Source organism: Haloarchaeobius caseinilyticus (assembly GCF_051207395.1).
Taxonomy (GTDB): Archaea; Halobacteriota; Halobacteria; order Halobacteriales; family Natrialbaceae; genus Haloarchaeobius.
The window spans coordinates 1,932,738-1,954,553 of record NZ_JBPJZC010000001.1; the positions used below are offsets into that span (position 1 = coordinate 1,932,738).

Here is a 21,816-nt window from a genome sequence, read left to right on the forward strand (position 1 = left end):
CCCCGTGAAATTCAATTGTCAGGTGAAACCACAGGCGTGGTCGCATTCACAGTCAGCACGACTGAATCGCTGTTTCGAGATCGTCAACCACGTCTTCAAATTTCTCCAACACAACGCGTTCGCCTCGAATGTCCAGCGAGTACAGTTCTTCGACGTACGCTCGCCCAGTCTGAAGGACCGCGTTACAGAAGTCTTCGATTGGAACGACGTACCCGTGCAGACATTCGACTGGCGGAAGGACGTCCTGTGGGTCGTCGTACGCGTAGTTACCCTGATATGCCAACCGAGCATGTGTGTTGTTCAATGGTTCGACGACGAACCAGTGTCCGACACTCCCGAGCTGAACCCGGTTACTGGCGAACAGGTCGAGTTCACGCGTTCGGAGCGCAGTAGTGGTCGAAATGAGGTCCCAGAGGTCATTGTGAATCAGTTCGCCGACGTACTCTGGATACCACGGTACGTACGTGTACCCCTCCTCACGCTGACCCTGATTGAGCCGAACCCCATCGACGACGACCTGAATCCCGCCCCGTAGGTCGCTCATCGTAGCAGGGTCGTTTTCTTTCAAACAGTAATCTAAAACTACTGACATACGATACACCCCGGTTCGAACGTGACTCTCTTACAGATGCTGACTCACTCGTCGCTAACGTCGATAGGCTTCCCGTCTTCCGTCGGCGGAGCCAGATAGTCCACGAACTCCTCGACACTCGGCTCTTTCACCCGCACCCGAACGTGGATGTCGCCCAGTTCGTCGGGTTTCCCAACGGAAAAGTTCACCTTGCCCTGAAACGCGGCCTGCTTCTTCAGCGAGAACTCGAACGTGTCGCCCTCAGCGCTGTTGAGGAACTGCCCGCGAGCGGTGTCCAGAATCTCCTGTTTGTGAAGTTGCTCGGAGAAATGTTCGAGCTGATGCGTCGTCGCCATCACCTCGCCCGGATTCTCCGAGACCTCGGCCTCGGGGAAGAGGTTCGTGATGGCGTCGATGACGCGGTCCGTGACTTCGGTGTCGTTGACCGGCGCAGTCACCTGTACGTCGATGCTGTAAATCATTGCTCGCCCTCCGCGAGGTCACGAACGCCGTCTGGACCGTCCGACAGCAGTGCCTCGATCTTCGACCGGAACGCTTCGAGCGTCTCGGTGTTGTCGATGACCACGTCTGCGCGGGCCATCGCGTCGTCCATGCCGAAACCGCGCTCGCGCTCGTCGCGGGCTTCGAGTCCCTCGCCGCCCTCGGCTTCGCCCTTGTCGCGGCCGCGGTCGGCCAGTCGCTCCTTTCGAACCTCGAACGGGGCCTCGATGCTGACGAGGACGAAGTCGTCGCCGAAAGCATCGTGGAAGCAGTCGAGTTCGACCCCGGAGCGGAGGCCGTCGACGAGCACGGTGTCGTGGTCCGCCAAATACTCACGAATCATCGGGAGCGACCGCTGGGCGATGGCGTCCGGGCCGTTCTCCGCCCGGAGCGCCTGCGCTATCTCGCCGTGGTGTTCGGCCGGGTCGAGGCCACGGTCACGACACTCCTGCCGAATCACGTCGCCCATCGTCACGACGGGGATGTCGTGCTCGCGGGCGACGGTCGCCGCCTCACCCTTGCCGCTGCCGGGCAGGCCGACGGTTCCGATGACGGTCATCGGCCACTCCTATTCGTGACGGCGGCTTAACGCCACCGCTCTCGGCCGTGGACTGGGGCCGACCAGCCGACATTTTGCACTCGCTGCCCGTTCATGACCGGTCCCGCTAGCGTTTTCCATCCCGACTGCGTCAGGTGTACCATGGCTCGTTCGCTCCTCGTCCGTGCAATCTGGTTCCTGCTCGTCGGCTGGTGGCTCACGTTCGTCGCCATCAACGTCGCGTGGTTCCTGAACATCACGATTATCGGCATCCCGCTCGGCGTCAAACTCATTAACCGCGTCCCGTGGCTGTTGACCCTGAAAGAGCGCCGTCCGCTGGACTCCGACGCCGACGGTCGAAGTCAGCACTCGCTGCTGGTTCGTGCCATCTACTTCGTCTTCGTCGGCTGGTGGCTCAGCCTGCTCTGGGCGAACCTCGCGTGGCTGGTTTCGGCGACGATTATCGGCCTGCCCGTCGGCATCATCATGTTCAACTACCTGCCATATTTCACGTCGCTGTACAAGCTGAACGGATAGGGCACTCGCTCGACTTTGACCAGCATCGATGTCGGTGTGTTCGCGGTGACACTGGCGACCACGTCGCCGGCAATCGAATCCCGACTGCTTTTTTACGAGGACTTCGTACGTGTCGCCGAGGGCACGTAGCTCAGCCTGGATAGAGCGTCGGACTTCTATCCCCACACATCGATTCGGTGGTGGGGGAAGACATCCGATGGTCGTGGGTTCGAATCCCATCGTGCTCGTTCGGCTTCGCCTCACTCGCACGATGTAGTCCCGTTCACTCGCCACGCTCGTTCACGAGACTCCCTTCGTGCTCGTCGATTTTACGACGAACGGATGTGAGGAGTAAATCGACTAATCGAGATGGGTTCGAATCAGGGAGCGAACGCAGTGAGCGACCGTGGTTCGAATCCCATCGTGCTCGTTCGGCTTCGCCTCACTCGCACGATGTTGTCCCCCTCGCTTCGCTCGCGGGACTCCCATCGTGCTCGTGTGTCGTCACGAACTCGTGAGTGACGACCACGAGCAGCCCTGACACGTCGCTCCCGACTTCGAAACCGTTAGTCACCCCCACCGCTGAATCACGGGTATGAGCTATCTCTTCTGGGCCGCGCTGGCGCTCGTGGCCTACACGATGGTCGCGCCGCTGATGAGCGTCGCCACGAACGGCAACGGCGCGATTCCGAGCAACGTAGCGACGTTGATGGGCAACAGCGTCCTCGTCGCGATAACCGTCGGCGTCGTCGTCTTCAACGACGAACACCCGGCACAGTATCTGACCGAGCCGAAGGCTGCGTACGTCTACGCCGCTGGTGCCTGCCTCGCGGTGGGCATCCTCGCGTACTACCGTGGGCTCTCGCAGGGGCCGGTGAGCGTCGTCTCGCCCATCTTCGGGATGTTCCTCGTGACGAGTTCGGCGCTCGGTATCCTCGTCCTGAACGAGCCAGCATCCGCCCGCAAACTCGCTGGCATCGGGCTGGCGGTCGTCTCCGTCTACCTCGTCTCGACCGGGTGACCTGCCGAGACAGGTGGTCTTTTCTCACGACCGGCCGTGGGTGCGCTATGGAGTATTTCGAGGATTTCGACGTGGGCGAGACGCGTGAGTACGGCAGCTACACGGTCGACGACGAGGAGATCGTCGGCTTCGCCGAGCAGTACGACCCGCAGCCCTTCCACGTCGACTCCGAAGCGGCCGCGGAGTCGATGTTTGGCGGTCTCGTCGCCAGCGGCTGGCACACCGGGTCGATGACGATGCGCCTGCTCGTCGACGGTATCTTCCCCGGCACGGCCGTGCTGGGTGCGGTCGGCATCGAAGACCTCCGCTGGCCCAATCCGACACGGCCCGGTGACGAACTCAGCGTCGAGACCGAGGTACTGGAAAAGGAGGCCGACTACCGCCCTGGCGTCGGCCTGGTGTTGAGCCGAACCGTCACGACGAACCAGGACGACGAGGTGAAACAGTCGTTCGTCGGCCGCGTTCTCTACCAGCAACGCGAGTAGCGGGGAGAAGCGGAGAACGCCACACCGCGAGCACGCGACACGTGCTGCGTGTGCGTATTGACAACCTAATGAATAATCTATTCGTACAGCAACAGTCTTCTGATTACCTCACTGTCACCGACTTTCACGCCCGACAGACACTCGCCGCAGGGTTATCGTGGCAGAACACGTACAGTGTTGCATGGGAACCACTACCGTCGGTGCGCCAGCGAAGTCGTTCCAGCCGCTTCGTGTGGTCGTGGAGCGCGGCGCGACAGCCGCCGGCATCGCTGTCATCGTGAACACGATACTGCTCGTCGTCGGCGACCGCTTCGTCGATATCCCGGCTGGCTTCGACCCGCTCGAAATCGGGTCGGTCGTCGTCGCGTCCGCCGTCGGCGCGCTCGCAGCGACCGCCGTCTACATCGTCCTCGACAGGGTCGTCGACGACCCAGACCGCGTGTTCACGGCCGTCGCAGCGGTCGTACTCGCACTCTCGTTGCTGCCCGTGTTCTTCGTCGCGCCGACGATGGCCGCTGGCGTCGGAGCGGGCGTCATCGCGCTGCTGGCCCTCATGCACGTCGCGGTCGCGGTGTCGAGCGTCGGGGTATTGACCCACGGTGAGATATTCGACCGAGCCCAGCCGTGAGCACACGGACAGACGGCGAAACCGATGGCGACTGGACGGATTGTGCATGGGTTGCACAATTCACACCGGTTGCACTGAATATCTCTTTCTCCATACATTCGATTGCCTTCGGGTCGACGTTGATAGGTCCACTGGGGGAGCGCTACGGTCGGGACGCGGACGTTGGCGGGCCGGTCCGTCCGACGTCACAGTCATCGATTCGAGCGTCGTTTGGGGGAACGATTCCACCGGACCCGTCGCAGAACGAAGGTGCCTCTGACGCTTCGCGGCACGTCGAGAGCGGGGGTGGTCGAGCTGGCATCGTTGTCCAGCGACCTCGAAGCCGCCACCAGCGGTTTCGTCACGGATAGCGGACAGCAGACTCGTACTCGTCGACGTGCCCGAATATCTTTCTGTGGCCGAGTCCTGCAGGGTGCGGTGAGTCGTTTTCGCCGTCCAGTTGCTACTCGGTTTCGCCGTCCAGTTGCTACTCGGTTTCGCCGTCCAGTTGCTACTCGGTTTCGCCGTCCAGTTGCTACTCGGAGGACTCCGAGACGGGGTCTGCTTCGACTGCAACTGCGCCACGCTGGTACGAATCGAGGCACTCGCTCGCCCACTCCAACACGGCTGGGTCGGTCGTCTCCAACAACGCCCGTGGCTCTCCCTCTTCGTCGACACCGACCTGCACCGTGTCGTCGAGTACTCCCAGGTAGAAGGGGACTGGCTCGTCTGTCTGGTACACCTCGAACCGGCCCGTCTCGACCATCTCGGTCGTCAACGGCGCGAAATCCGGGTCCTCGAACAACGTCTCGACGACCCCCTTGGTGACGACGAACTCGGCGCGGGCGTCGCCGTTGACGATCTTTTGGTGTGCCGCCTCCATCGCGTGGAGGCCAGTCAACGGGAGCAGTATCCTGTCGACCGACGACTCCCGCAGTCCACTGACGTGTTCGTTCACCATCGCCCACGGATTGCCGGGTTCGGCGACGGTGAGCGACGCGTCACGGAGCAACGAGAGGTCGACGTCGAACGTCTCACGGGTCGTCCACTGCAAAAAGGGCTGTAACCGCTGCACTGTCTCGACGGTCTCTTCGAGGTCGCGGAAGCGTTCGATGACCAGTTCTACGCCCGGTTCGACTCTGTACTCTCTGTTCTCCTGTCGAATCCAACCTCGGTCGAGTAGCGCCTCGACGTTCCGTGTAACGGTCGTTCGTGAGGCAGCGAGTTCGGTCCGAAGGTCGTCCCTGCTCGCTCCATCGAACTCGTCGATGACTTCGAGGATGCGGACTCTGTTCGTCGACCGCGAGAGAAATCCGATTTCTTCGATGATGGCGCTCCTGTCGTCCATACCAATAGTCCCCGACTCTACTGTACCGCAGTCAATCATATCAGTCCACGGGCTACCCTGAATTTCGAGGGAATTGGTGCGAGTTACTGTACAACTACTGGACGGCGAGTCGACGTTGCGAAAGAAGAGTGAGAACGTCGCCGTTCAGTCCGAGTCGTCGTCGTCAGTTCCCATGTTCCCGGGCATCTGCGGCAGTGCATCGTCGAAGTGGACGTTCGAGAGACCTTCTTTCGGGCCTTCGGAGACTTTGTCACCGGTCCCGTCGGCCAGTGCTTCCGTCACCGGGTCGACGAGCGAGCCGTTGGGGTCTGCTGGACTGCTGGCGCCGTCGGCCGCACCCCAGTAGTTCTGGGTCGCGTTCACAGTCGCACCCGCGTCGTTGTAGACACCGTAGTCGGTGTTGTTGACGAACGCGTTCTGGTGGATGGCGACGCCTTCGGCCATCGGCGGCGTCTCACATCTGTCTCTCCAAAGGGTGGCCGTACTGGCGACGTTGACGCCGTTGGTGTTCTCCGTGAACAGGTTCTGCCGGACGGTCAAATTGACCGCGTGGTGGGCCCAGAGACCGTCGTCGTTGTTCTGGAAGACGTTCTGGCGGACTTGGAGCGACGCGTCGTCTTCCAACAGTGCGCGGACACCTTTGGCGTTGTCCACGAACGTATTGCCGTCGAGGGTCACGTCCCACTCGGTTCCCCAGGCCGACCCAGCGACCTGAACGCCAGTGAACGAGTTGTTCTCGATGGTGCTGTTGCTGACGGTCACGTCGCTCGATTCGAGGTTGATGCCCCACTGACCGTCACGGGCCGTGACGTCCTCGACGCTCCCGTTCTCGACGGACAAGAACCGGATGCCGAACGACCAATCCGTGACCGTCACGTCGCGGACCGTCACGTTCTGCCACTCGTCGGGCGTCCCGCTCGGCGGGCCGATGGCGGTCTCGGGACCGCTTGCATCGTCGTCACCGTCGATGGTGTGGCCGTTCCCGTCGAAGGTCACGTCGCTGGCGGCGATTTCGATGCAGGTCTCTGCGGTACTGTTCGTGATGTCGGTCGTGAGTTCGTACTGTCCTGGCTCGTCGATGACTCGACACGAAGTCACCTCGGTAGCGTCCACAGTCGACGTGTCCGTCGATAGGTCGGTGGAGGGCGTGCCGACGGTGGCGTCGGGGGAGACGCCAACACCGGCCGCAGCGAGGGGACTCAGGACGAGCAATCCGGCGATTGCGAGTATCAGTGTGTGTCGTCGAAGCATGTGTCGACAGCGTAACTTCTCCCAGCGGTGTCATTGTTACCAGTGTGGTAAGCCGCGTCAACGGTCGGAACAGTACGTAAACCCGGACCGTCGACGCTTGCGCAGCGTTCGCCGCCGAGGGCCCCCGACGTGCCAGACTCCCGACCGTCCCGGTACCGCTGTGCGGCCGAACCAATCGAACTCGGTCGGTCAAAAAAGTCTTCGACGGTCGACTTCCTCGCTACTGCTCGCGGCTACGCCGCTCGCAATTACGCGGTTCTCGCTCGCTACGCTCGCTCCGAACCGCGCTATCCTTCGAACCCATCTTCGAACTTGAACGTCCCGTTGCGCTGGACGATTTCGCCGTCGACCTCGATGTACGAATCCTCGCTCATGTCGACGATCATGTCGACGTGGACGGCGGACTCGTTCTGTTCGTTGCCCTCGCCGACGGTCGCATCGTAGGCGCGGCCGACGGCCATGTGGACGGTGTCGCCCATCTTCTCGTCGAAGAGCATGTTGTACGTGAACACGTCGATGTCGCGGTTCATGCCGATGCCGAGTTCGCCGAGTCGCTTCGCGCCCTCGTCGGATTCGAGGACGTTCTTCAGCGTCTCCTCGTTCTTCTCGGCCTCGTACTCGACGACCTCGCCGCCTTCGAAGACGAGGCGGACACCGGTGACCTCGCGGCCCTGGTGGTACAGCGGCTTGTCGAAGAGGACCTCGCCCTCGACCGAGTCCGGAACCGGCGCGGTGAACACTTCACCGCCGGGCAGGTTGTTCTTGCCCGTGTCGTTCAGCGTCGGGTTGTCCTTGACGGACATGGTCACGTCGGTGGTGTCCCCGGAGACGATGCGGACCTCGTCGGCTCCGTCGAGAATCTCGACCATCTGCTGCTGGAACGCGCCCTGTTCGTCCCAGTCCTTGTTGACGGCGTCCCAGACGAAGTTCTCGTAGCCTTCGGTGCTCATCTCGGCGAGTTGCGCGTTGGCACCGGCGGGGTACTGTGTGAGCACCCACGTCTTCGAGAGTCGCTCGTTCAGGAGCGGGCGGCGGGCCTTCTCGTAGTCGGCGAGGACCTTCGGGTCGATGTCCGACTTCTCGGTCATGTTCGCGCCGGCGCGGATGGCGATGTAGCAGTCCATCTCCTCGAACAGGGCCATCTCGTGGCTCGGCAGGTCGAAGTCGGTGTCGTCGCTGTTGCGCAGGTACGCCCGCTTGAAGCGGTCGCCCGTCCGCTGGCTGATGGCGAGCGGATTCGCGCCCACGTCGGCACACTCCTCGAACAGCGCCGTCACCAGGTCCTCCGCGACGGGGTGGGCGTCGATGACGACGTTGTCCCCTTCGCTGAGTTCCGCGGAGTGGCTGGCGACAATCTGTGCGTGTTCACGAACTCGTGGGTCCATGTCTCAGAAGTCGTCGTGGGGGTCGTTTACCGGTTTCGAAAGGCGAGGGCTTTCGTTCACGGGTTTCTGGCTGACAGAAGTGTTCTCCGGAGCGTATCGCGGTAGCATCTGACACACGTCCACCGCGTTTTTGTACACTACCTTCGATTGTCACCGCAATGCCCTCTACAGACTCCCCGACCGCGGTCTTCTTCGACCTCGACGGGACCGTCGTCGAGTTCACGCGAAGCTACGGCGACGTGCTCGTCGAGACGTTCGAGGCACACACCGACGACCGTCCCGTCGAACTCGCCGAAGCGTACAACGAACACTTTTTCGCCCGCTTCGACGCGGTCGAACCCGAGCCAGTCCTCGGCGCGATGCGCGACGCCGTCGCCGAGACCGGTCACGACCTCGACCCGGAAGCCCTGCGTGACACCCTCCACGAGAAAGAACTCGACATGACGGCTGTCTCCGACGAGGCGCGTGCCCTGTTCGACGAACTCGCAGAACGCCACCACCTCGGCGTCCTCACGAACGGCGTGCCCGAGTGGCAGCGCAGTAAACTCGCACACCACGGCCTGACCGACCGGTTCGAGACGTTCGTGGCGTCCTACGAAGCTGGGGCGCACAAGCCGGATTCCGCGCCGTACGACCTCGCCCGCGAACGCGCACCCGACGAGATTTCGCGGTTCGTGATGGTCGGCGACGACTACGAACCGGACGTACAGGGCGCGAGAGATGCTGGATTCGAGGCGATACATCTGGACCGTGGAGTGGAGTCGGTCGTCGTGCCAGACATCGAGTCCTTGGGGCTGTTGCGGGATTTCTGAGGGTATCGAACGTGGTAGTCGAAGTCGGTGGCGGATAGGTGGTTCAGCACTTTCTGCGACAGACTTAGAGCGCTGGGTCTATCGGTGGACAACGCAGAGGGGTCACACCTCAGGCGGACTTCGCTTTCGCTCGTCTATACCCAGTTACGGAGAAATACAGGCCGATAGCTATCGTGAACAGCCACAGTGGGTCTGTGAACAGGTCGGTGAGGTACGCTACTGGGGGTTCACCGATAACCGAAGCGATGAGGACGCCAATGATGGCGAGAACGGCGATAAAACAACATCCGATAAGTGCCGTGTCGTGGAGGGCAGACCGACGGTTCATGCAGAATATCTATCGAGATAGCTCATACCTCTTGTGCCGTTAGACTCGCACTCTCGGTCTGTCACTCAGTCGAACCCACTAACCAGCGTCGCCAGCCACTGCGCCGGGTCGCCTTTCTCCCGAACCTCCACCGCCTCGACCCACTTCACCCACTGGAACCCGCGCCTGCCGGGCGCGACCAACCGCACCGGAAAGCCGTGCCCGTGCGCCAGTCGCTCGCCGTCGACGTGGGTCGCCAGCAGGGCGTCACGGGCTTCCTCCACGGGCAAACTCCACCGGTAGCCAGTCACGGACCGGAAGCGCACCCACTTCGCCCCTTCGTCAGCCGCAGCCGCATCCAGCAAGTCGCCCACTCTCACGCCCTGCCAGTCGTGGTCGGAGTACCAGCCGCTCGTGCAGTCGAGCAGTGCGCGCTCGGTGTTGCCATCGTCGCTGCCGGGCAGGTCAGCATACGCGAGTTCGAGCGGCGAGTCGACCCGACCACGAACCGACAGTCGCCAGTCGTCCACCTCGACCGGCGCGGGGTCGTCGGCGACCCAGCTCGTCACCGGGAAGGCGTTCCCGTCGTCGCTGCCGTCCTCGCGCGACCCGGTGAACCGCCGCGAGGGGACGAGCGCCTGCCCGACGCTTTGCTGGAGTCGCCAGACGACCGCCCCGCCGACGAGCAGGCCGCCCAGTTTGAGTGCTTCACGGCGGTCCCGCACCGTTTCGCGGTCGGGCAGGCGAAAGCGCGCCAGCAGGTGGACCGCGAGTACCGGAAGCAAGAGCGCGCCGAGGTAGCCGTGGAGCACGAGCAGCGTGAACCCAGGAATCGGCGAGTCGACACCCAGAATCCACAACACGCCAGTTCCGAGCGCCGCCAGTGCCAGCACCGACAGCAGGACCGACACCGCGATAGTCCGGTTCCAGCTTCCGGTTACGCGTCGCCACACCCGCCGGAGTTTCACCCCCACGAGGGCCACGAGGACCACACCACCGACGCCGTGGACGACGAAGAGCCAGCCGTCGTCCGGGCGGGCAATCAGGCTCCAGACGCCAGTGATGGCCTCGACGAGGACCACAGCGAGGATGGCCGCGTCGACGACGCTCGGCGTCGGGACGACAGACTGGCGAGTCATCGACGGGAGCTATGGACCGGACAGAAATGAGCCTACGGGCGAACCGGATTCACAAGTGGCCGAAACCAGGGAGTCGGGTCAGCAGTCGTTGACCTTGTCGAGTTCTGCCTCCCCGGCGTCGCGCTCCTGTTTGGCTTCGAGGGGATTGCCCTCGTCGTACGCTGTCGCGGCCTGCTCGAAGTGGTCCGAGGCAGCGACGAGGTGGTCGGTCTGGCAGTGGGCGCGGTCGAGGTGTTTGGTCACCTCTGTCGGCGCGTCGGCCGGGATGGCGTCGAATTCGCTGTTGGCGGTGGTGAAGTGCGCTTTCGCCTTGCCGATGGCTGCTTTCGCCTGGTCGCCTTCCCGTGCGTCGATGTGGTCGTTCGCCGCCACGAGGTCTTCACGGCCGAGCAACACCGCCTCGTAGCCGGTCGCCAGCCCGAGGAAGCTGTCGACGCTCACGGAGAGCGACGAGAGCGGCCCCTCGATTCGCTCGTACTCCACGGCGTCGAGCGCGGCCAGTCGGTCTTTGTCCATCGCGTTCGCCGCCTCGGTGGCGGTCGTGACGCGCGCTTCGGCCTCGGCGACTGTCGACTTCGCGTCGCGGACCATGGTGAGCGCTTCGCCGTACTGCTCGGCTTTGACGGTCGTCTGAATCTCGTCCAGCCGTGCTGCGGGGTCGGCGTCTTGGAACGTCCCGAGCACACGTGCGAGGGAGTCCATGACGGTCGCGAGATTGCGAAGTGTCTCGATGTCTTTTTTCTGATCGGCGGTCGCCGTCCCCGCCGCGGCGTCGAGTTCGCTCCGTGCCGACTCGACGACTGCGAGCGTCGCCTCGACGTCGTACTCGACCGCAGTCGGGTCGTTCTGGAGTTGTTCTTCGGTCTCGGAGAGTTTGTACCCGACCCGATTGAGCGAGCCCACGGCCTCTTTAATGTGTGAGTCGGCCTGTGCTGCGCCTGATTCGGTCGCTTTCTCCTCGCCCTCGGCGGTACTGTCGCCGCCGTCGTTGCCTGCGTTGCTGCCACCCGAGCCGCCACCATCGCTCCCACCGGAACCATCGTCGGGGCCATCGCCTGTGGGTGTTTCCTGACACCCGGCGAGTGCGCCCACCGACCCGACGAGAGCGACCCGGAGGTAGTCGCGTCGCTTCATGGAGCGAACTACGGCTGGACGTACATGACGCTTTGGGCCAGTTACAGGAGTACAGACACGACGCCGAACAACACCAGCACCCCCAGCACGTCACAGGTGTTCGTGACGACCGGGATGACCACGTCGTCGGGGTCGAGCCCCAGCCGATAGGCCACGTACGTCGCCGCGAGCGTGATGACGACGGCGAGGACGGCCAGCACTGCACCGGAGACGAACGCCACCGTCACGACCGTCGTCGGGCCGAGTTCTGCCCCGACGGTCAGACTCGTCAACACCCACGCACCAGCCCCGACGAGGGGAAAGAGCGACAGCGCGAGCGCGACCGTGGCGAGTGCGTTCCCCACCAGCGTGTCGTCGGTCAGGTCGAATTCGACCGTCCCGAGGTGGACCGCCGTCGAGAGTCGCGCCGCGAGGATAGAGCCGAGGTTGCCCGCGGTCCCGATGGTCACCGGCACGAGCACGAGGAGCGACGGGTTCTGGAGCAAGGTGTCCTCGATGCTCCCGAGGACCAGTCCAGACGCGATTTCGACGGTCGAGAGCGCGAGCAACAGCGGGAGCATGGCGCGCGAGATGTCGCGGACGGTCCACTGCTCCGGCATCTACCACCCTCCGAGACCCAGCACGATTTCGACCGCGAGCAGGAGGAAGGCGACCCCGAACAGGTCACCCGTGGTCGTCACCAGCGGGCCGACCAGTGTGTCCGGGTTGTACCCGCGCCGGTAGCCCGCGAAGACGACGCCGACGACGGCGACGGTCAGTGCGATTCCGGAGAGAACGCCCGCGAGTGCCGCGATGGCCAGCAGGACGAGGAGGGGCGCGACTTCGCCCGACGGAAGCAGTGTGAGAACGAGGTAGACAGCAGTCGCCGCAAAGAGGCTCACGAAGACGCCGTTGGCCAGCGCGGCCGCGACGGCCCCGCGAAGTCGGTCGTCGGTGAAGTCGACGTACGGGTCGACCAGCCCCTGATGGAGCCCGGTCGACAGGCGTGCACCGAGCGAGCCGTAGACGTTCCCGCGCGTGGCCAACAGTGCGGGCACCAGCACGAGCAGGCCGTCGACCTGCCCCAGCTGGTCCCGCATCCCACCGAGGACGACGCCAGCGACGAGGCCACCGACGACGCTCGCCGACAGCGCCGGCACCGCCTCGCGGAAGGCGTCCCGTGCCACGTCGGGGATGCTCATGTCTCTCGAATTGCAGGCTGATGGGATAAAAGGAGGCGTCCCGGGTTTTTTGCCCGTCGCTCCGCGACTCTCTCGCATGAACGCGGACGACCGCCGAGCCATCGCGGACGTACTGCGAGAACGTGCCCGGTCGATGCGCGAGACGGCCGTGGCGGGGTTCGACCCGGCTCCCGAACTCGACCCGCTGGTCACCGAGCCCGCGTTCTATCAGCCACAGTCGTTCCCGGAAAGCGTCGCCGACCAGTTGAACCGACTCGCTGGCTGTGCGGGCATGGTCGTCGTCGACGATGGGTGCGCCCTCTGTACCCAGTTGGGCTACAAAGACGGCTGGATAACGCCGGGGGGCGCACAGGACGAGGGCGAGACACTTGCCGAGACGGCCGTTCGTGAGACACGCGAAGAGACGAACGTCGAGACCGCCATCACGGGTATCTGCTACCACCGCGACTTCGCCATCGACTACGGGCACGACGAACTGATTCGCGTACCGCTCGTCGTGTTCGTGGGCGAGAAACTCGGTGGCCGGCGCGCGACGCCCGCCCACCGCGTACCGAGCGGCGAGCCGGAGATAACCGACGTGGCGTGGTTCGGGCCGGACGAACTCCCCGAGGACCTGCAGGACAGAGAGCGTATTCGGGAAATACTGGAGTGATACTCTGGTCCAATCACCGGTTATTCTGGTTAGGATGACTGAAATTCCGGAAACCGATACGCTCACCACGTTTTATGAATCACCTCGAAAAAACCCGGGTGATGACTCGCCGTCTCTCACTTCGCGCCGTCGAAGCCGCGTGTTTCGTCGTCGCCGCACTCACTGCTGTTCTCAGTCTCCGAGACCCCGTTCTCGGCTATCCACCCCTCACGTGGGGGACCTTCCCGTTCGCGTTAGCCGCGCTCGCGACTGGGTTCGCCGCCAGCGGGGCTGTCTCGCTCCGTGATAGACAGGTCGAACGTGCAGCGGGCGCGCTGCTCGGGCTGAGCGGTGTCTTCGTCTACACGCTGATTCGGCGGCACTGGTACGAGACGGCGGTGCTGGCGGCGCTCGGCTGTGGCCTCCTGCTCGCGGTCGTGGTCTACCGAGCGGGCGGCGTCGAGGAGTTTCTGCCCGAGGACGTGGTCGGACTCCTCGCCCACCGAGGCGAGGGGCAGGAAGAGTAGGCTTGGATACCGTTACTCCACGTCGTTCTCGCCATCCTCACGAACCGCTCAGTGGCTGTCCGCTACGGTCTGTACTGATAGCAAACGGACGCCGATACCGCCTCCCGAAGACTTACTCTCTCCCGAGCGAATCCGCCGGTAGTGAGCGACCCGCACTTTCTCCTGACGAACGACGACGGTATCGACGGCGACGGGCTGGCTGCCCTGCGAGACGAACTACTCGACCTCGGCGACGTGACGGTCGTCGCGCCCGCCGACAACCAGTCCGGCGTCGGTCGGAAACGCTCGAAGTACACCACCCGCCGAGAACACGAGTGGGGCTACGCCATCGGCGGCACCCCGGCGGACTGCGTGGCCTACGGTCTCCGTGGATTGGACACGGAGTTCGACGTGGTCGTCTCCGGCTGTAACCACGGCCCGAACATGGGCGCGTACGTCCTCGGCCGCTCGGGGACCGTCGGTGCGGCGATGGAGGCCGCCTTTCTCGGGACGCCTGCACTGGCCGTCTCGGCGTACCACAACGTCGAGTTCTTCACGCACCCGCCGGAGGAGTACGACTTCTCGACGCCCGCCAGAATCGCCTGCGACCTCCTCGCCGACTGCCTCGCGACGGACGTGTTCGACCGCGTCGACGTGCTGAACGTGAACGCCCCCTGTGACGCGGCCGACCCCCTGCTGCGCATCACGCACACCGACGGCGACTTCGACGTGCGGGTCGAGCACAGCCACCCCGACGAGGTCGACGACGACATCGGGTTCGAGGTTAGCGATGGCGAAGAACTCGTGCGCCTCTGGGACAAGTTCTGGCCACACGTCGAGGGGTACGCGAACCCGCTGCCCGACGTGGACGCGGTCCGCGAGCGCTACCCGGTCGGGAGCGACCGCCGGGCCGTGTTGGACGGGGAAGCGAGTGTCTCACCGCTCTCTGCGCCCAGAGAACCGACACACCACGAGAAGTTGGACGCTATCGTGGAACAGATGAACGCGCGGTAGTCGCGTCGACAGCTTCGTTCCTCACTTCTCCAGTACCGCCTTGTAGTACACGCCAGAATCGTTGTACCTGACAGTCTCGACCGACCACGGCGTCCCGACACACGCGTCTCGGAGTCGCTCCGGTGACACCAGCAGGAAGTGTAACGTCCGCCCGACCAGTCGCTCCTGGTCGCGCTCGTACTCGAAGTGGAACGCGCGGTGAGCGACGCCCCCACGCGGGTCCGGCCGGTAGCCGAGCATCTCGTCTGCGTCGTCGAGTTCGCTCGGGTCGTAAGTGTCGACGATGGCCGTCGCATCGCTCGTCGTCACACGGGCGAACTCGGCGAGCAAGGACCGGATACCCGCGATGGACCCACCGAGGCTCAACTGTGTCCCGTTCGCCAGCAGACTCGAAAATTCGTCGTCGGGGTAGGGCATCTCGAACATGTCTGCGACCTGTGCGTCTTCGACGCCGCGCTCGCGGGCGGTTTCGACCGCGCCGGGACTCACGTCGAAGGCGGTGACAGGCACGTCGTGGCGCTGGTAGAACAGCGCGTACTGGCTGCTGCCACAACCCACGTCGAGGACCGGGCCGTCGAGCGATAGGAGTAGTTCCGCCTGTTCGTCGGCCATCTCGTCCGTGTCGCGGAAGTAGTTCGCCTCGATGTGGCCGTCGGTGGTGTCCGCACCGTCGACGTAGCGACAGTCGCCGCGCAGGCCGCCGCGCTGGTAGTCGCGCATCGCCACTCCCAGTGGGTCTGCTATCATGGGCCTAGACGTTCTTTGCCACATTCCATAACTCTGCAATGATTGGTGGTACCACCTAGCGTCGATGCCAGGGTGTCGGGTTGCTTCTCGGTGGGTTGGGTTCCTCACGGGCCGATGTCACACTCGCTGCGAGCGATATGGTCTCGTTAGTGCGGACAACTATCACACGTATTTATTTACAAACAAGAAAATTAAACGTCAAATCAGGATGATAAAATTACTCAAAATCTCCGGTTTCCTCGGACTGGCGACGATGATGCTCGTCGGCCTCTACATGGGGATGCAACTCGAAAGTGGCAGCGGCGACGCACTTTGGCTGGTTCCGGGACACGCCCACCTCGGCGTCCTCTCGATTCTCGCCATCGTGACCGGGTTCGCCATCGACGCGTTCGGGGTGGTCGGGCAGATTCGACAGGCAGTCACGGGGACCTACCTGCTCGGACAGTGGGGACTGCCGCTGGCCGTCTGGGGGGTTGCATACACCGAAAACCCGATTATCGGAATGTCTATCATGCTGTGGGGAACGCTCCTCGTCGTCTCGATGCTGCTGATGGCGTATCAGGCCGACACGGTCGACCACGAGGGTCGCGACCGAATCGCGGCCAGTGCCCCGGCGGACGACTGACCAGCAGCGACACGAGTACCCGTCACTGCGCCTTCTCCCTCCCACCGAGTCCGAGAACTCCGACGAGAGCCAGCGAGCCCACGAGCGATGCCAACAGTACGGCGAACGCGGCACGGAAGCCCGCGGTGTCGGAGACGATACCGACCGTCGCCGGGGCGACCGCGCCGACGCCCATGATGGCGGTTCGGACCACGCCGAGCGCGCCACCGGCCACCTCGTCGGGGACGAGTTCGACGAGATACGCGCCGCGGACCGGCCGGAAGCCGTGGCTGCCGAGGCCGAAAGCGACGACTGCGCCGCCGAGGACGAGGACGCCGGACTCCGGAACCGCGACGGCGACGGTCAACCCGAGCGTCGCCAGTGCGAGGGTCCCACCCGTGACGGCCAACCGGCCGACTCGGTCGCTCATCTCGCCGGTGACGACCTGTACGAGGCTCACGAGGAACAGTGCCGAGTAGATGGCTCCGGCGGTCGTCGCCGACAAGTTCCCTGCCTGCTGGAGGTACAGCGGGAGGAACGCCACCGCGCCGTTGTAGGTGAACGAGAACAGCACCGTCACGCCGACGAAGATGAGGAACCACCGGTCGGCGAAGAGGGTCCGATACGCGGCGAGGCCGCCAGCACCATCGTCGCCGTCTGCCCCATCGTCGGGCAGTCGCCGTGGTACTCGCCACGCGAACAACAGTGCCAGCACGATTCCGGAGAGTCCGCCAGCGAGGAATACCTCGTGCCAGCCCGGCGTATCGCCCGCGAGTGCCCAGACGATAGCTGCCGGAGCGACCACGCCACCGAACGCGCCGAAGGTGTCCATGACGCCGAGTGCCCGGCCCGTCCGGTCGCGGTACACCCGCGAGAGCAACCGGACCGAGACGGTCTTGTGCGCGCCCGTGCCGACACCGACGACGACCATCGCGGCGACGAGGACGGCGAAGGGGAGCGAGACCGAGAGGAAGAACGCGCCGAGAGCGGCCAGCACTGCGCCGGCGGTGACGACACGGACGCCGCCGATTCGGTCCGCGAGCGCGCCGGAGGGGAACTGCATCGCGGCGTAGGCCAGCATCAGCGCGGTGAACGCACTCCCGACGACGGCGTTCGAGACACCGTAGGTGTCCCTGAGCGTCCCGAACAGTGGTGGAAACGCGTATCGGAGGAACTTCGCGAGGAACCAGATGAGTGCGGTCAGACAGAGCGCGTCGAAGCGCGCGAGTCGTGCTCGCACGTGTGATTACCCGAACGGACCGCCGCCGCCGCCGAGGCCGCCCATGCCACCGCCGCCACCGCCTTGCTTCTGCATCTTCTTCATCATGCGCTGCATGTCGCCGTCCATGCCGCCCTGGAACTGCTTCAGGGTGCGCTCCATCATCTTGTGCTGCTGGAGCAGTTCACGCACCTTCTCCTCGGGCTGGCCGGAGCCACGCGAGATGCGCTCGACCTGTTTCTGGCCGATGCCACGCGGGTTCTCCATCTCGCCGTCGGTCATGGAGTCCATGATGACCTCGAAGCTGCGCATGCGCTCTTGGGTCACGTCCATCGCGTTGTCGGGCAACTGGTCCTTGATGCCGCCGCCGAAGCCGGGAATCATGTCGAGGACCTGGTCCAGTGGACCCATGTTGTTCATGGCGTCCATCTGCTTTTTCATGTCCTTCAGGGTGAAGTTCCCCTTCATCATGTCCTCGGGGTCCCAGTCGTCCTCCTCGTCCTCCTGGGTCTCCTGCATCGCGATTTCGACGCGGTTGACCAGCGACTTCAGGTCGCCCATGCCGAGCAGTCGGGAGATGAACCCTTCCGGCTCGAAGCGTTCGATGTCGCGGACCTCCTCACCGGTCCCGAGGAAGGCGATGGACGAATCTGTCTCGTTGACAGCGGCGAGTGCGCCACCACCTTTCGCGGTACCGTCGAGCTTCGTGATGACGACGCCGTTGATGCCGATGGCCTCCTCGAACTTCTGGGCCTGTTCCTTCGCGGACTGACCCATCGCCGCGTCGATGACGAGCAGGTTCTTGTCGGGGTTGGCGACGCCTTCGATGCGCTCGATTTGGTCGATGAGTTCCTGATTCAGGCCGTCACGACCGGCGGTGTCCACGATGCGGATGTCGGCGTCTTTCGTCGCCTCCATCCCGTCACGGACGATTTCGAGTGGGTCCTCGGCGTCGTCGTCGCCGTAGAAGTCGACCTCGGCGCGACGTGCCATCTCTTTCGACTGGTCGTACGCACCGGGCCGGTCCGTGTCAGTCTGGATGATGGCCGGGCGCATCCCCTTCTTCGAGAACCACCACGCTATTTTGGCCGCGCTCGTGGTCTTCCCTGACCCGTACAGGCCAGCGAGTAGGATAGTCTGTCCTTCGAGCGGGAGTTCGGTCGACTCGCCGACGAGTCCGACCAGTTCCTCGTAGACGATGCGGAGAACGAAGTCACGCGCCGGCGTGCCTTTCGGCGGCTCCTCTTCCAGCGCGCGCTGTTTGATGTTCTCGGAGAGTTCCATCACCAGGGAGACGTCGACGTCCGCCTGCAACAGCGAGCGCTGAATCTCCTTGACGATCTCCTCGACGTCCTCCTTCGAGATTCGGGACTTCCCGCTGAGCTTGTCGAGGGTGCTCCGCAGGGATTCCCCCAAGTCGTCGAGTACCATTAGTTATGCTCCGTTAGTAGAGTGAGGCGTTAAAGCCTTTTTCTCGATTACGGGCCCTATCTCGCGGTCGACCCCGGTTCCAGCGACGACTGCTGGTACTGCGCGACTGCTCGCGGGGCGGCGATAGTCCAGCCGCCGAAAACAGTCCCGAACAGCAGAATCACCGGGATAGAGGGGCTGAACAGGTACACGACCGCCCAGAGGAAGCCGGCGGGGAGGCCGACGACGAGGGCGGTTCTGAGCGACACACCGCCCGCAGGTCTCGCGAAGTGCCACGCGAGGCCGCCGCCGACCGACGCCCCGAGCCACTGGACGACGGTCCACGCGGTCCCCTCCGGCCCGGTGATGGCGAAAACTGCGGCGATTGCCGCGACGACGGCCCCGAGACCGAACACTCGTTTCGGGTCGTCGAGCCAGATGGCGACGCCGAGGAACCCGACACCGACGACGATGCCGACGAGCACGTCGGCCAGGAAGTGAACACCGAGGACCAGTCTGGTCGCCGCGACCAGCACGACGCCTGCGGCCGCGGCCAGCCACCGCGCCCGAGCGGTGCCGACCGTGAGAACCGACGCGAGTGCTCCGAAGACGACTGTCGTTCCGAGGGCGTGCCCGCTCGGGAACGCGTAGCCGGTCCCGGTCACGAGGTTCGCGACGGGCCCAGCGACAGTCGGTGGAACCCACTCGGGTATCGTCACCGAGCCCGCACCTCCCGGCCGTGGGGCGCGATAGACGTGCTTCAGCAGGTCGATGGTGGCGAACGCGCCGTAGGTCGTCGCGACGGCAAACGCGCCACTCTTCGGAGTTCGAACCAGCGACTTCGTGGGGCCGGCCAGATAGACCGCAGAGACGACGATGACGAGGAACCACGGGTCGCCCGCCTGTGTGAGGACCCCAGCGAGAATCTGTACGGCGAGTCGTATCTGTGGGACAGAGAGCCCGAGTGACCGGTCGACCGCGAGGGTCTGCAGCACGAACGTGAGTACCAGTCCGAGAACCAGCGCGACGGCGACGAGTAGTCGCCCCGTCCGACGGCCGGTACTACCGCCTTCTGGGCGCTCCATACCCGGCTGTAGGGGTCTGTCGTAGTTGTATGCGTTGACGTGATGGATACCAATCAAATACGCTTATGGTATGTTATGACGTAGCACAACTTGTGGCGTCGTGCCACGATACCTGTCATCCCACGGGTCGTGTGTTCTTTGCCAGACCACGGCCAACCCGCTGAGTCCCCGTTTCAGTCGCCGAACCAAAACTCGTTGCAGCGGACGCTTTTGTCGCTCCCATCCCATGGTTCACACATGCCAGAGACTGGCCCAGTGGTCGGCGAACAAGCCGTTCTGGACGTAGCACTCGCTCGCTGACAGACTATCTCCACCTGAAACGGTGGCCTTTCGGCTCGACGTCGAATCGTGACGCAACCAGCAGTGAGAAACAGCCTGAAAGAAGATGGGACGAGGGTTTCGTCTCGAACTTATTCCTCGGTCTCGTCGCCGAGGAGTCGCTCGACCATCACGTCGGGGTCGAACCGTTCGAGGTCGTCGTAGGCCTGGCCGACACCGAGGAACAGGATGGGTTTTCCGGTGACGTGCGCGATGGAGATGGCCGCCCCGCCGTTCGAGTCGGCGTCGGCCTTCGTGAGGATGGCCCCGTCGATGGTGGCCGCCTCGTCGAACTTCTTCGCGCGCTGGACCGCGTCCTGCCCGGCGACGGCCTCGTCGACGAACAGCGTCATGTCCGGGCCGACGACCCGGCCAATCTTCTCTAGCTGGTCCATCAGACCCTCGTTCGTGTGCAGGCGGCCTGCCGTGTCGCCCAGCACGATGTCGATGTCGTGCGCCTCGGCGTACTCGACGGCGTCGTAGATGACCGCCGCCGGGTCACCGCCCTGTTCGTGGGCGATGAGCTTCTTGTCGAGGTTGTCGGCGTGCTCGCGAATCTGTTCGTTCGCGCCGGCACGGTAGGTGTCACCGTTGGCCAGCACGGTCGACAGCCCGCGGTCTTCGAAGTACTGCGCCAGCTTCGCGATGCTGGTCGTCTTCCCGACGCCGTTGACACCGGTAAAGACGATGACGAGGGGCTTGTCGCCCTCGGCGATACGCTGGTCGAAGTCGAACTGCCCGACCGAAATCACGTCGTACAGCGCGTCGCGCAGTGCGTCCTCGACGATGGTGCCGGTCGAGGTCGTGAATCCACGGCGTTCGCCGACGAGGTCGGCTTTGACCTTGTCGAGGATTTCTTCGGCGACGCTCATCTCCACGTCGGCCTCCAGCAGCGCCATCTCCAGCTCCCAGAGGGGGCCTTCGAGGTCGTCCTCTTCGATGACGACCTTCCCGGTCGCTGCCGCCTTCAGCTTCGACCCGAAGCCGGTGGACTTGCTCGACGAGGTGTCGTCGTCCTCGTCTTCGGCCGGCGATTCGGTCGCCGCGTCCGCGGCGTCGGCTTCGACCGGCTGCACGTCGTCCTCGTCTTCGAGTCGGTCGGTCGGCGCTGCCTCGGCGTGTCCCGGTTCGGTCTCGTCGACCCGAGGGTCCGCACTGGGGACTGCGTCGGTGTCGGCCGATGCTGGTTCCTCGTGCGTCGGCTCGCTCGCGCCAGCACTCGCGGCTGGCGGCCCGCTGTCGCCCGATTCTGGGTCGGCGTCGTGGACGGGTTCCGGTTCCGACTCGATGTCGGACTCGACTGCGTCTGTGTCGGCCGCTGCATCGGCCGCTACAGGCTCCGTCTCTGCGTCGACCGCTTCCGCGTCAGCCGCGTCCGCCTCGGCCTCGACGTCGTCACCCTCGGCTTCTTCGGCTTTCTCTTCGGCCGTCTCCTCGACGTCCTTGCGGAAGTTCCCCAGCTTCTTCTTCAGGCTGTCGAACATCT

Annotated in this window: 24 protein-coding genes and 1 tRNA gene; 10 read left to right on the plus strand and 15 right to left on the minus strand. The window is 64.1% G+C overall.

Translation table 11 applies throughout. The features are described from left to right. Positions 1 to 52: 52 nt before the first annotated feature. The 3 genes from ACSC1P_RS10090 to ACSC1P_RS10100 form a co-directional block, all read right to left on the minus strand. The gene (locus tag ACSC1P_RS10090) at positions 53 to 544 is read right to left on the minus strand and encodes a hypothetical protein (RefSeq protein ID WP_435360020.1); all 492 of its coding nucleotides are present in this window, start codon (positions 542 to 544) and stop codon (positions 53 to 55) included. Positions 545 to 636: 92 nt separating this feature from the next. Next, complete coding sequence (locus ACSC1P_RS10095; protein WP_435360021.1) at positions 637 to 1,053, minus strand: RNA-binding domain-containing protein; 417 nt, start codon at positions 1,051 to 1,053, stop codon at positions 637 to 639. Next, positions 1,050 to 1,631, minus strand: a complete 582-nt coding sequence (locus tag ACSC1P_RS10100) for an AAA family ATPase (RefSeq protein ID WP_435360022.1) — start codon at positions 1,629 to 1,631, stop codon at positions 1,050 to 1,052. The genes ACSC1P_RS10095 and ACSC1P_RS10100 overlap by 4 nt, the downstream gene beginning before the upstream one ends. A gap of 141 nt (positions 1,632 to 1,772) precedes the next feature. Here ACSC1P_RS10100 and ACSC1P_RS10105 point away from each other — a divergent pair, with 141 nt between their 5' ends. The 5 genes from ACSC1P_RS10105 to ACSC1P_RS10125 all read left to right on the plus strand — a co-directional run bounded on the left by ACSC1P_RS10105 (position 1,773) and on the right by ACSC1P_RS10125 (position 4,260). Continuing rightward, entirely contained in the window at positions 1,773 to 2,147 is a 375-nt protein-coding gene (locus ACSC1P_RS10105; protein ID WP_435360023.1) for a YccF domain-containing protein, read from the plus strand. Positions 2,148 to 2,266: 119 nt separating this feature from the next. Next, positions 2,267 to 2,374 (plus strand) — tRNA-Arg (locus ACSC1P_RS10110). Between the two features lie 347 nt (positions 2,375 to 2,721). Then, complete coding sequence (locus ACSC1P_RS10115) at positions 2,722 to 3,147, plus strand: EamA family transporter (protein ID WP_435360024.1); 426 nt, start codon at positions 2,722 to 2,724, stop codon at positions 3,145 to 3,147. A gap of 47 nt (positions 3,148 to 3,194) precedes the next feature. Beyond that, complete coding sequence (locus ACSC1P_RS10120; RefSeq protein ID WP_435360025.1) at positions 3,195 to 3,632, plus strand: MaoC family dehydratase; 438 nt, start codon at positions 3,195 to 3,197, stop codon at positions 3,630 to 3,632. A gap of 181 nt (positions 3,633 to 3,813) precedes the next feature. Further along, positions 3,814 to 4,260 (plus strand): DUF6069 family protein, encoded by a 447-nt coding sequence (locus tag ACSC1P_RS10125; RefSeq protein ID WP_435360026.1) that lies wholly within the window; start codon positions 3,814 to 3,816, stop codon positions 4,258 to 4,260. Positions 4,261 to 4,774: 514 nt separating this feature from the next. Here the strand turns inward: ACSC1P_RS10125 and ACSC1P_RS10130 are convergent. The 3 genes from ACSC1P_RS10130 to ACSC1P_RS10140 form a co-directional block, all read right to left on the minus strand. Continuing rightward, positions 4,775 to 5,587, minus strand: coding sequence for a helix-turn-helix transcriptional regulator (locus ACSC1P_RS10130; protein ID WP_435360027.1), 813 nt, complete (start codon positions 5,585 to 5,587; stop codon positions 4,775 to 4,777). A 144-nt stretch (positions 5,588 to 5,731) separates the two neighbouring features. Further along, positions 5,732 to 6,838 (minus strand): right-handed parallel beta-helix repeat-containing protein, encoded by a 1,107-nt coding sequence (locus tag ACSC1P_RS10135; RefSeq protein ID WP_435360028.1) that lies wholly within the window; start codon positions 6,836 to 6,838, stop codon positions 5,732 to 5,734. 287 nt (positions 6,839 to 7,125) lie between these two features. Further along, positions 7,126 to 8,223: an aminopeptidase gene (locus ACSC1P_RS10140; RefSeq protein WP_435360029.1), complete on the minus strand. Its 1,098-nt coding sequence runs from the start codon at positions 8,221 to 8,223 to the stop codon at positions 7,126 to 7,128. A 158-nt stretch (positions 8,224 to 8,381) separates the two neighbouring features. Here ACSC1P_RS10140 and ACSC1P_RS10145 point away from each other — a divergent pair, with 158 nt between their 5' ends. Next, on the plus strand, positions 8,382 to 9,035 hold the full coding sequence (locus ACSC1P_RS10145) for an HAD family hydrolase (protein WP_435360030.1): 654 nt from the start codon (positions 8,382 to 8,384) through the stop codon (positions 9,033 to 9,035). 393 nt (positions 9,036 to 9,428) lie between these two features. Here the strand turns inward: ACSC1P_RS10145 and ACSC1P_RS10150 are convergent, their stop codons facing one another. The 4 genes from ACSC1P_RS10150 to ACSC1P_RS10165 form a co-directional block, all read right to left on the minus strand. After that, positions 9,429 to 10,481 carry a molybdopterin-dependent oxidoreductase gene (locus ACSC1P_RS10150; RefSeq protein WP_435360031.1) on the minus strand — a complete coding sequence of 351 codons (1,053 nt, stop codon included), beginning with the start codon at positions 10,479 to 10,481 and terminating at the stop codon, positions 9,429 to 9,431. Positions 10,482 to 10,559: 78 nt separating this feature from the next. Then, a complete protein-coding gene (locus ACSC1P_RS10155) occupies positions 10,560 to 11,615 on the minus strand; it encodes a hypothetical protein (RefSeq protein WP_435360032.1) in 1,056 nt (351 codons plus the stop codon). 41 nt (positions 11,616 to 11,656) lie between these two features. Continuing rightward, positions 11,657 to 12,214 carry a magnesium transporter gene (locus ACSC1P_RS10160; RefSeq protein ID WP_435360033.1) on the minus strand — a complete coding sequence of 186 codons (558 nt, stop codon included), beginning with the start codon at positions 12,212 to 12,214 and terminating at the stop codon, positions 11,657 to 11,659. Next, positions 12,215 to 12,796: a magnesium transporter gene (locus ACSC1P_RS10165; RefSeq protein WP_435360034.1), complete on the minus strand. Its 582-nt coding sequence runs from the start codon at positions 12,794 to 12,796 to the stop codon at positions 12,215 to 12,217. A 76-nt stretch (positions 12,797 to 12,872) separates the two neighbouring features. Here ACSC1P_RS10165 and ACSC1P_RS10170 point away from each other — a divergent pair, with 76 nt between their 5' ends. From ACSC1P_RS10170 to surE, 3 genes are all read left to right on the plus strand, one after another. Beyond that, the gene (locus tag ACSC1P_RS10170; protein WP_435360035.1) at positions 12,873 to 13,448 is read left to right on the plus strand and encodes an NUDIX hydrolase; all 576 of its coding nucleotides are present in this window, start codon (positions 12,873 to 12,875) and stop codon (positions 13,446 to 13,448) included. Positions 13,449 to 13,549: 101 nt separating this feature from the next. Continuing rightward, a complete protein-coding gene (locus ACSC1P_RS10175) occupies positions 13,550 to 13,954 on the plus strand; it encodes a hypothetical protein (protein WP_435360036.1) in 405 nt (134 codons plus the stop codon). Positions 13,955 to 14,095: 141 nt separating this feature from the next. Then, a complete protein-coding gene (surE, locus tag ACSC1P_RS10180) occupies positions 14,096 to 14,947 on the plus strand; it encodes a 5'/3'-nucleotidase SurE (RefSeq protein ID WP_435360037.1) in 852 nt (283 codons plus the stop codon). 21 nt (positions 14,948 to 14,968) lie between these two features. Here surE and ACSC1P_RS10185 read toward each other — a convergent pair whose 3' ends face one another. Continuing rightward, the gene (locus ACSC1P_RS10185) at positions 14,969 to 15,694 is read right to left on the minus strand and encodes a class I SAM-dependent methyltransferase (RefSeq protein WP_435360038.1); all 726 of its coding nucleotides are present in this window, start codon (positions 15,692 to 15,694) and stop codon (positions 14,969 to 14,971) included. Positions 15,695 to 15,902: 208 nt separating this feature from the next. Between ACSC1P_RS10185 and ACSC1P_RS10190 the strand changes: the two genes are divergently transcribed. Beyond that, positions 15,903 to 16,319, plus strand: a complete 417-nt coding sequence (locus ACSC1P_RS10190) for a DUF8059 family membrane protein (protein WP_435360039.1) — start codon at positions 15,903 to 15,905, stop codon at positions 16,317 to 16,319. A gap of 22 nt (positions 16,320 to 16,341) precedes the next feature. Here ACSC1P_RS10190 and ACSC1P_RS10195 read toward each other — a convergent pair whose 3' ends face one another. The 4 genes from ACSC1P_RS10195 to ftsY all read right to left on the minus strand — a co-directional run bounded on the left by ACSC1P_RS10195 (position 16,342) and on the right by ftsY (position 21,814). Next, positions 16,342 to 17,538, minus strand: a complete 1,197-nt coding sequence (locus ACSC1P_RS10195) for an MFS transporter (protein ID WP_435360040.1) — start codon at positions 17,536 to 17,538, stop codon at positions 16,342 to 16,344. Between the two features lie 6 nt (positions 17,539 to 17,544). Continuing rightward, entirely contained in the window at positions 17,545 to 18,948 is a 1,404-nt protein-coding gene (locus ACSC1P_RS10200) for a signal recognition particle protein Srp54 (protein ID WP_435360041.1), read from the minus strand. A 56-nt stretch (positions 18,949 to 19,004) separates the two neighbouring features. Further along, positions 19,005 to 20,012 carry a phosphatase PAP2 family protein gene (locus ACSC1P_RS10205; RefSeq protein WP_435360042.1) on the minus strand — a complete coding sequence of 336 codons (1,008 nt, stop codon included), beginning with the start codon at positions 20,010 to 20,012 and terminating at the stop codon, positions 19,005 to 19,007. A 410-nt stretch (positions 20,013 to 20,422) separates the two neighbouring features. Next, entirely contained in the window at positions 20,423 to 21,814 is a 1,392-nt protein-coding gene (ftsY, locus tag ACSC1P_RS10210) for a signal recognition particle-docking protein FtsY (protein ID WP_435360043.1), read from the minus strand. Positions 21,815 to 21,816 lie beyond the last annotated feature (2 nt).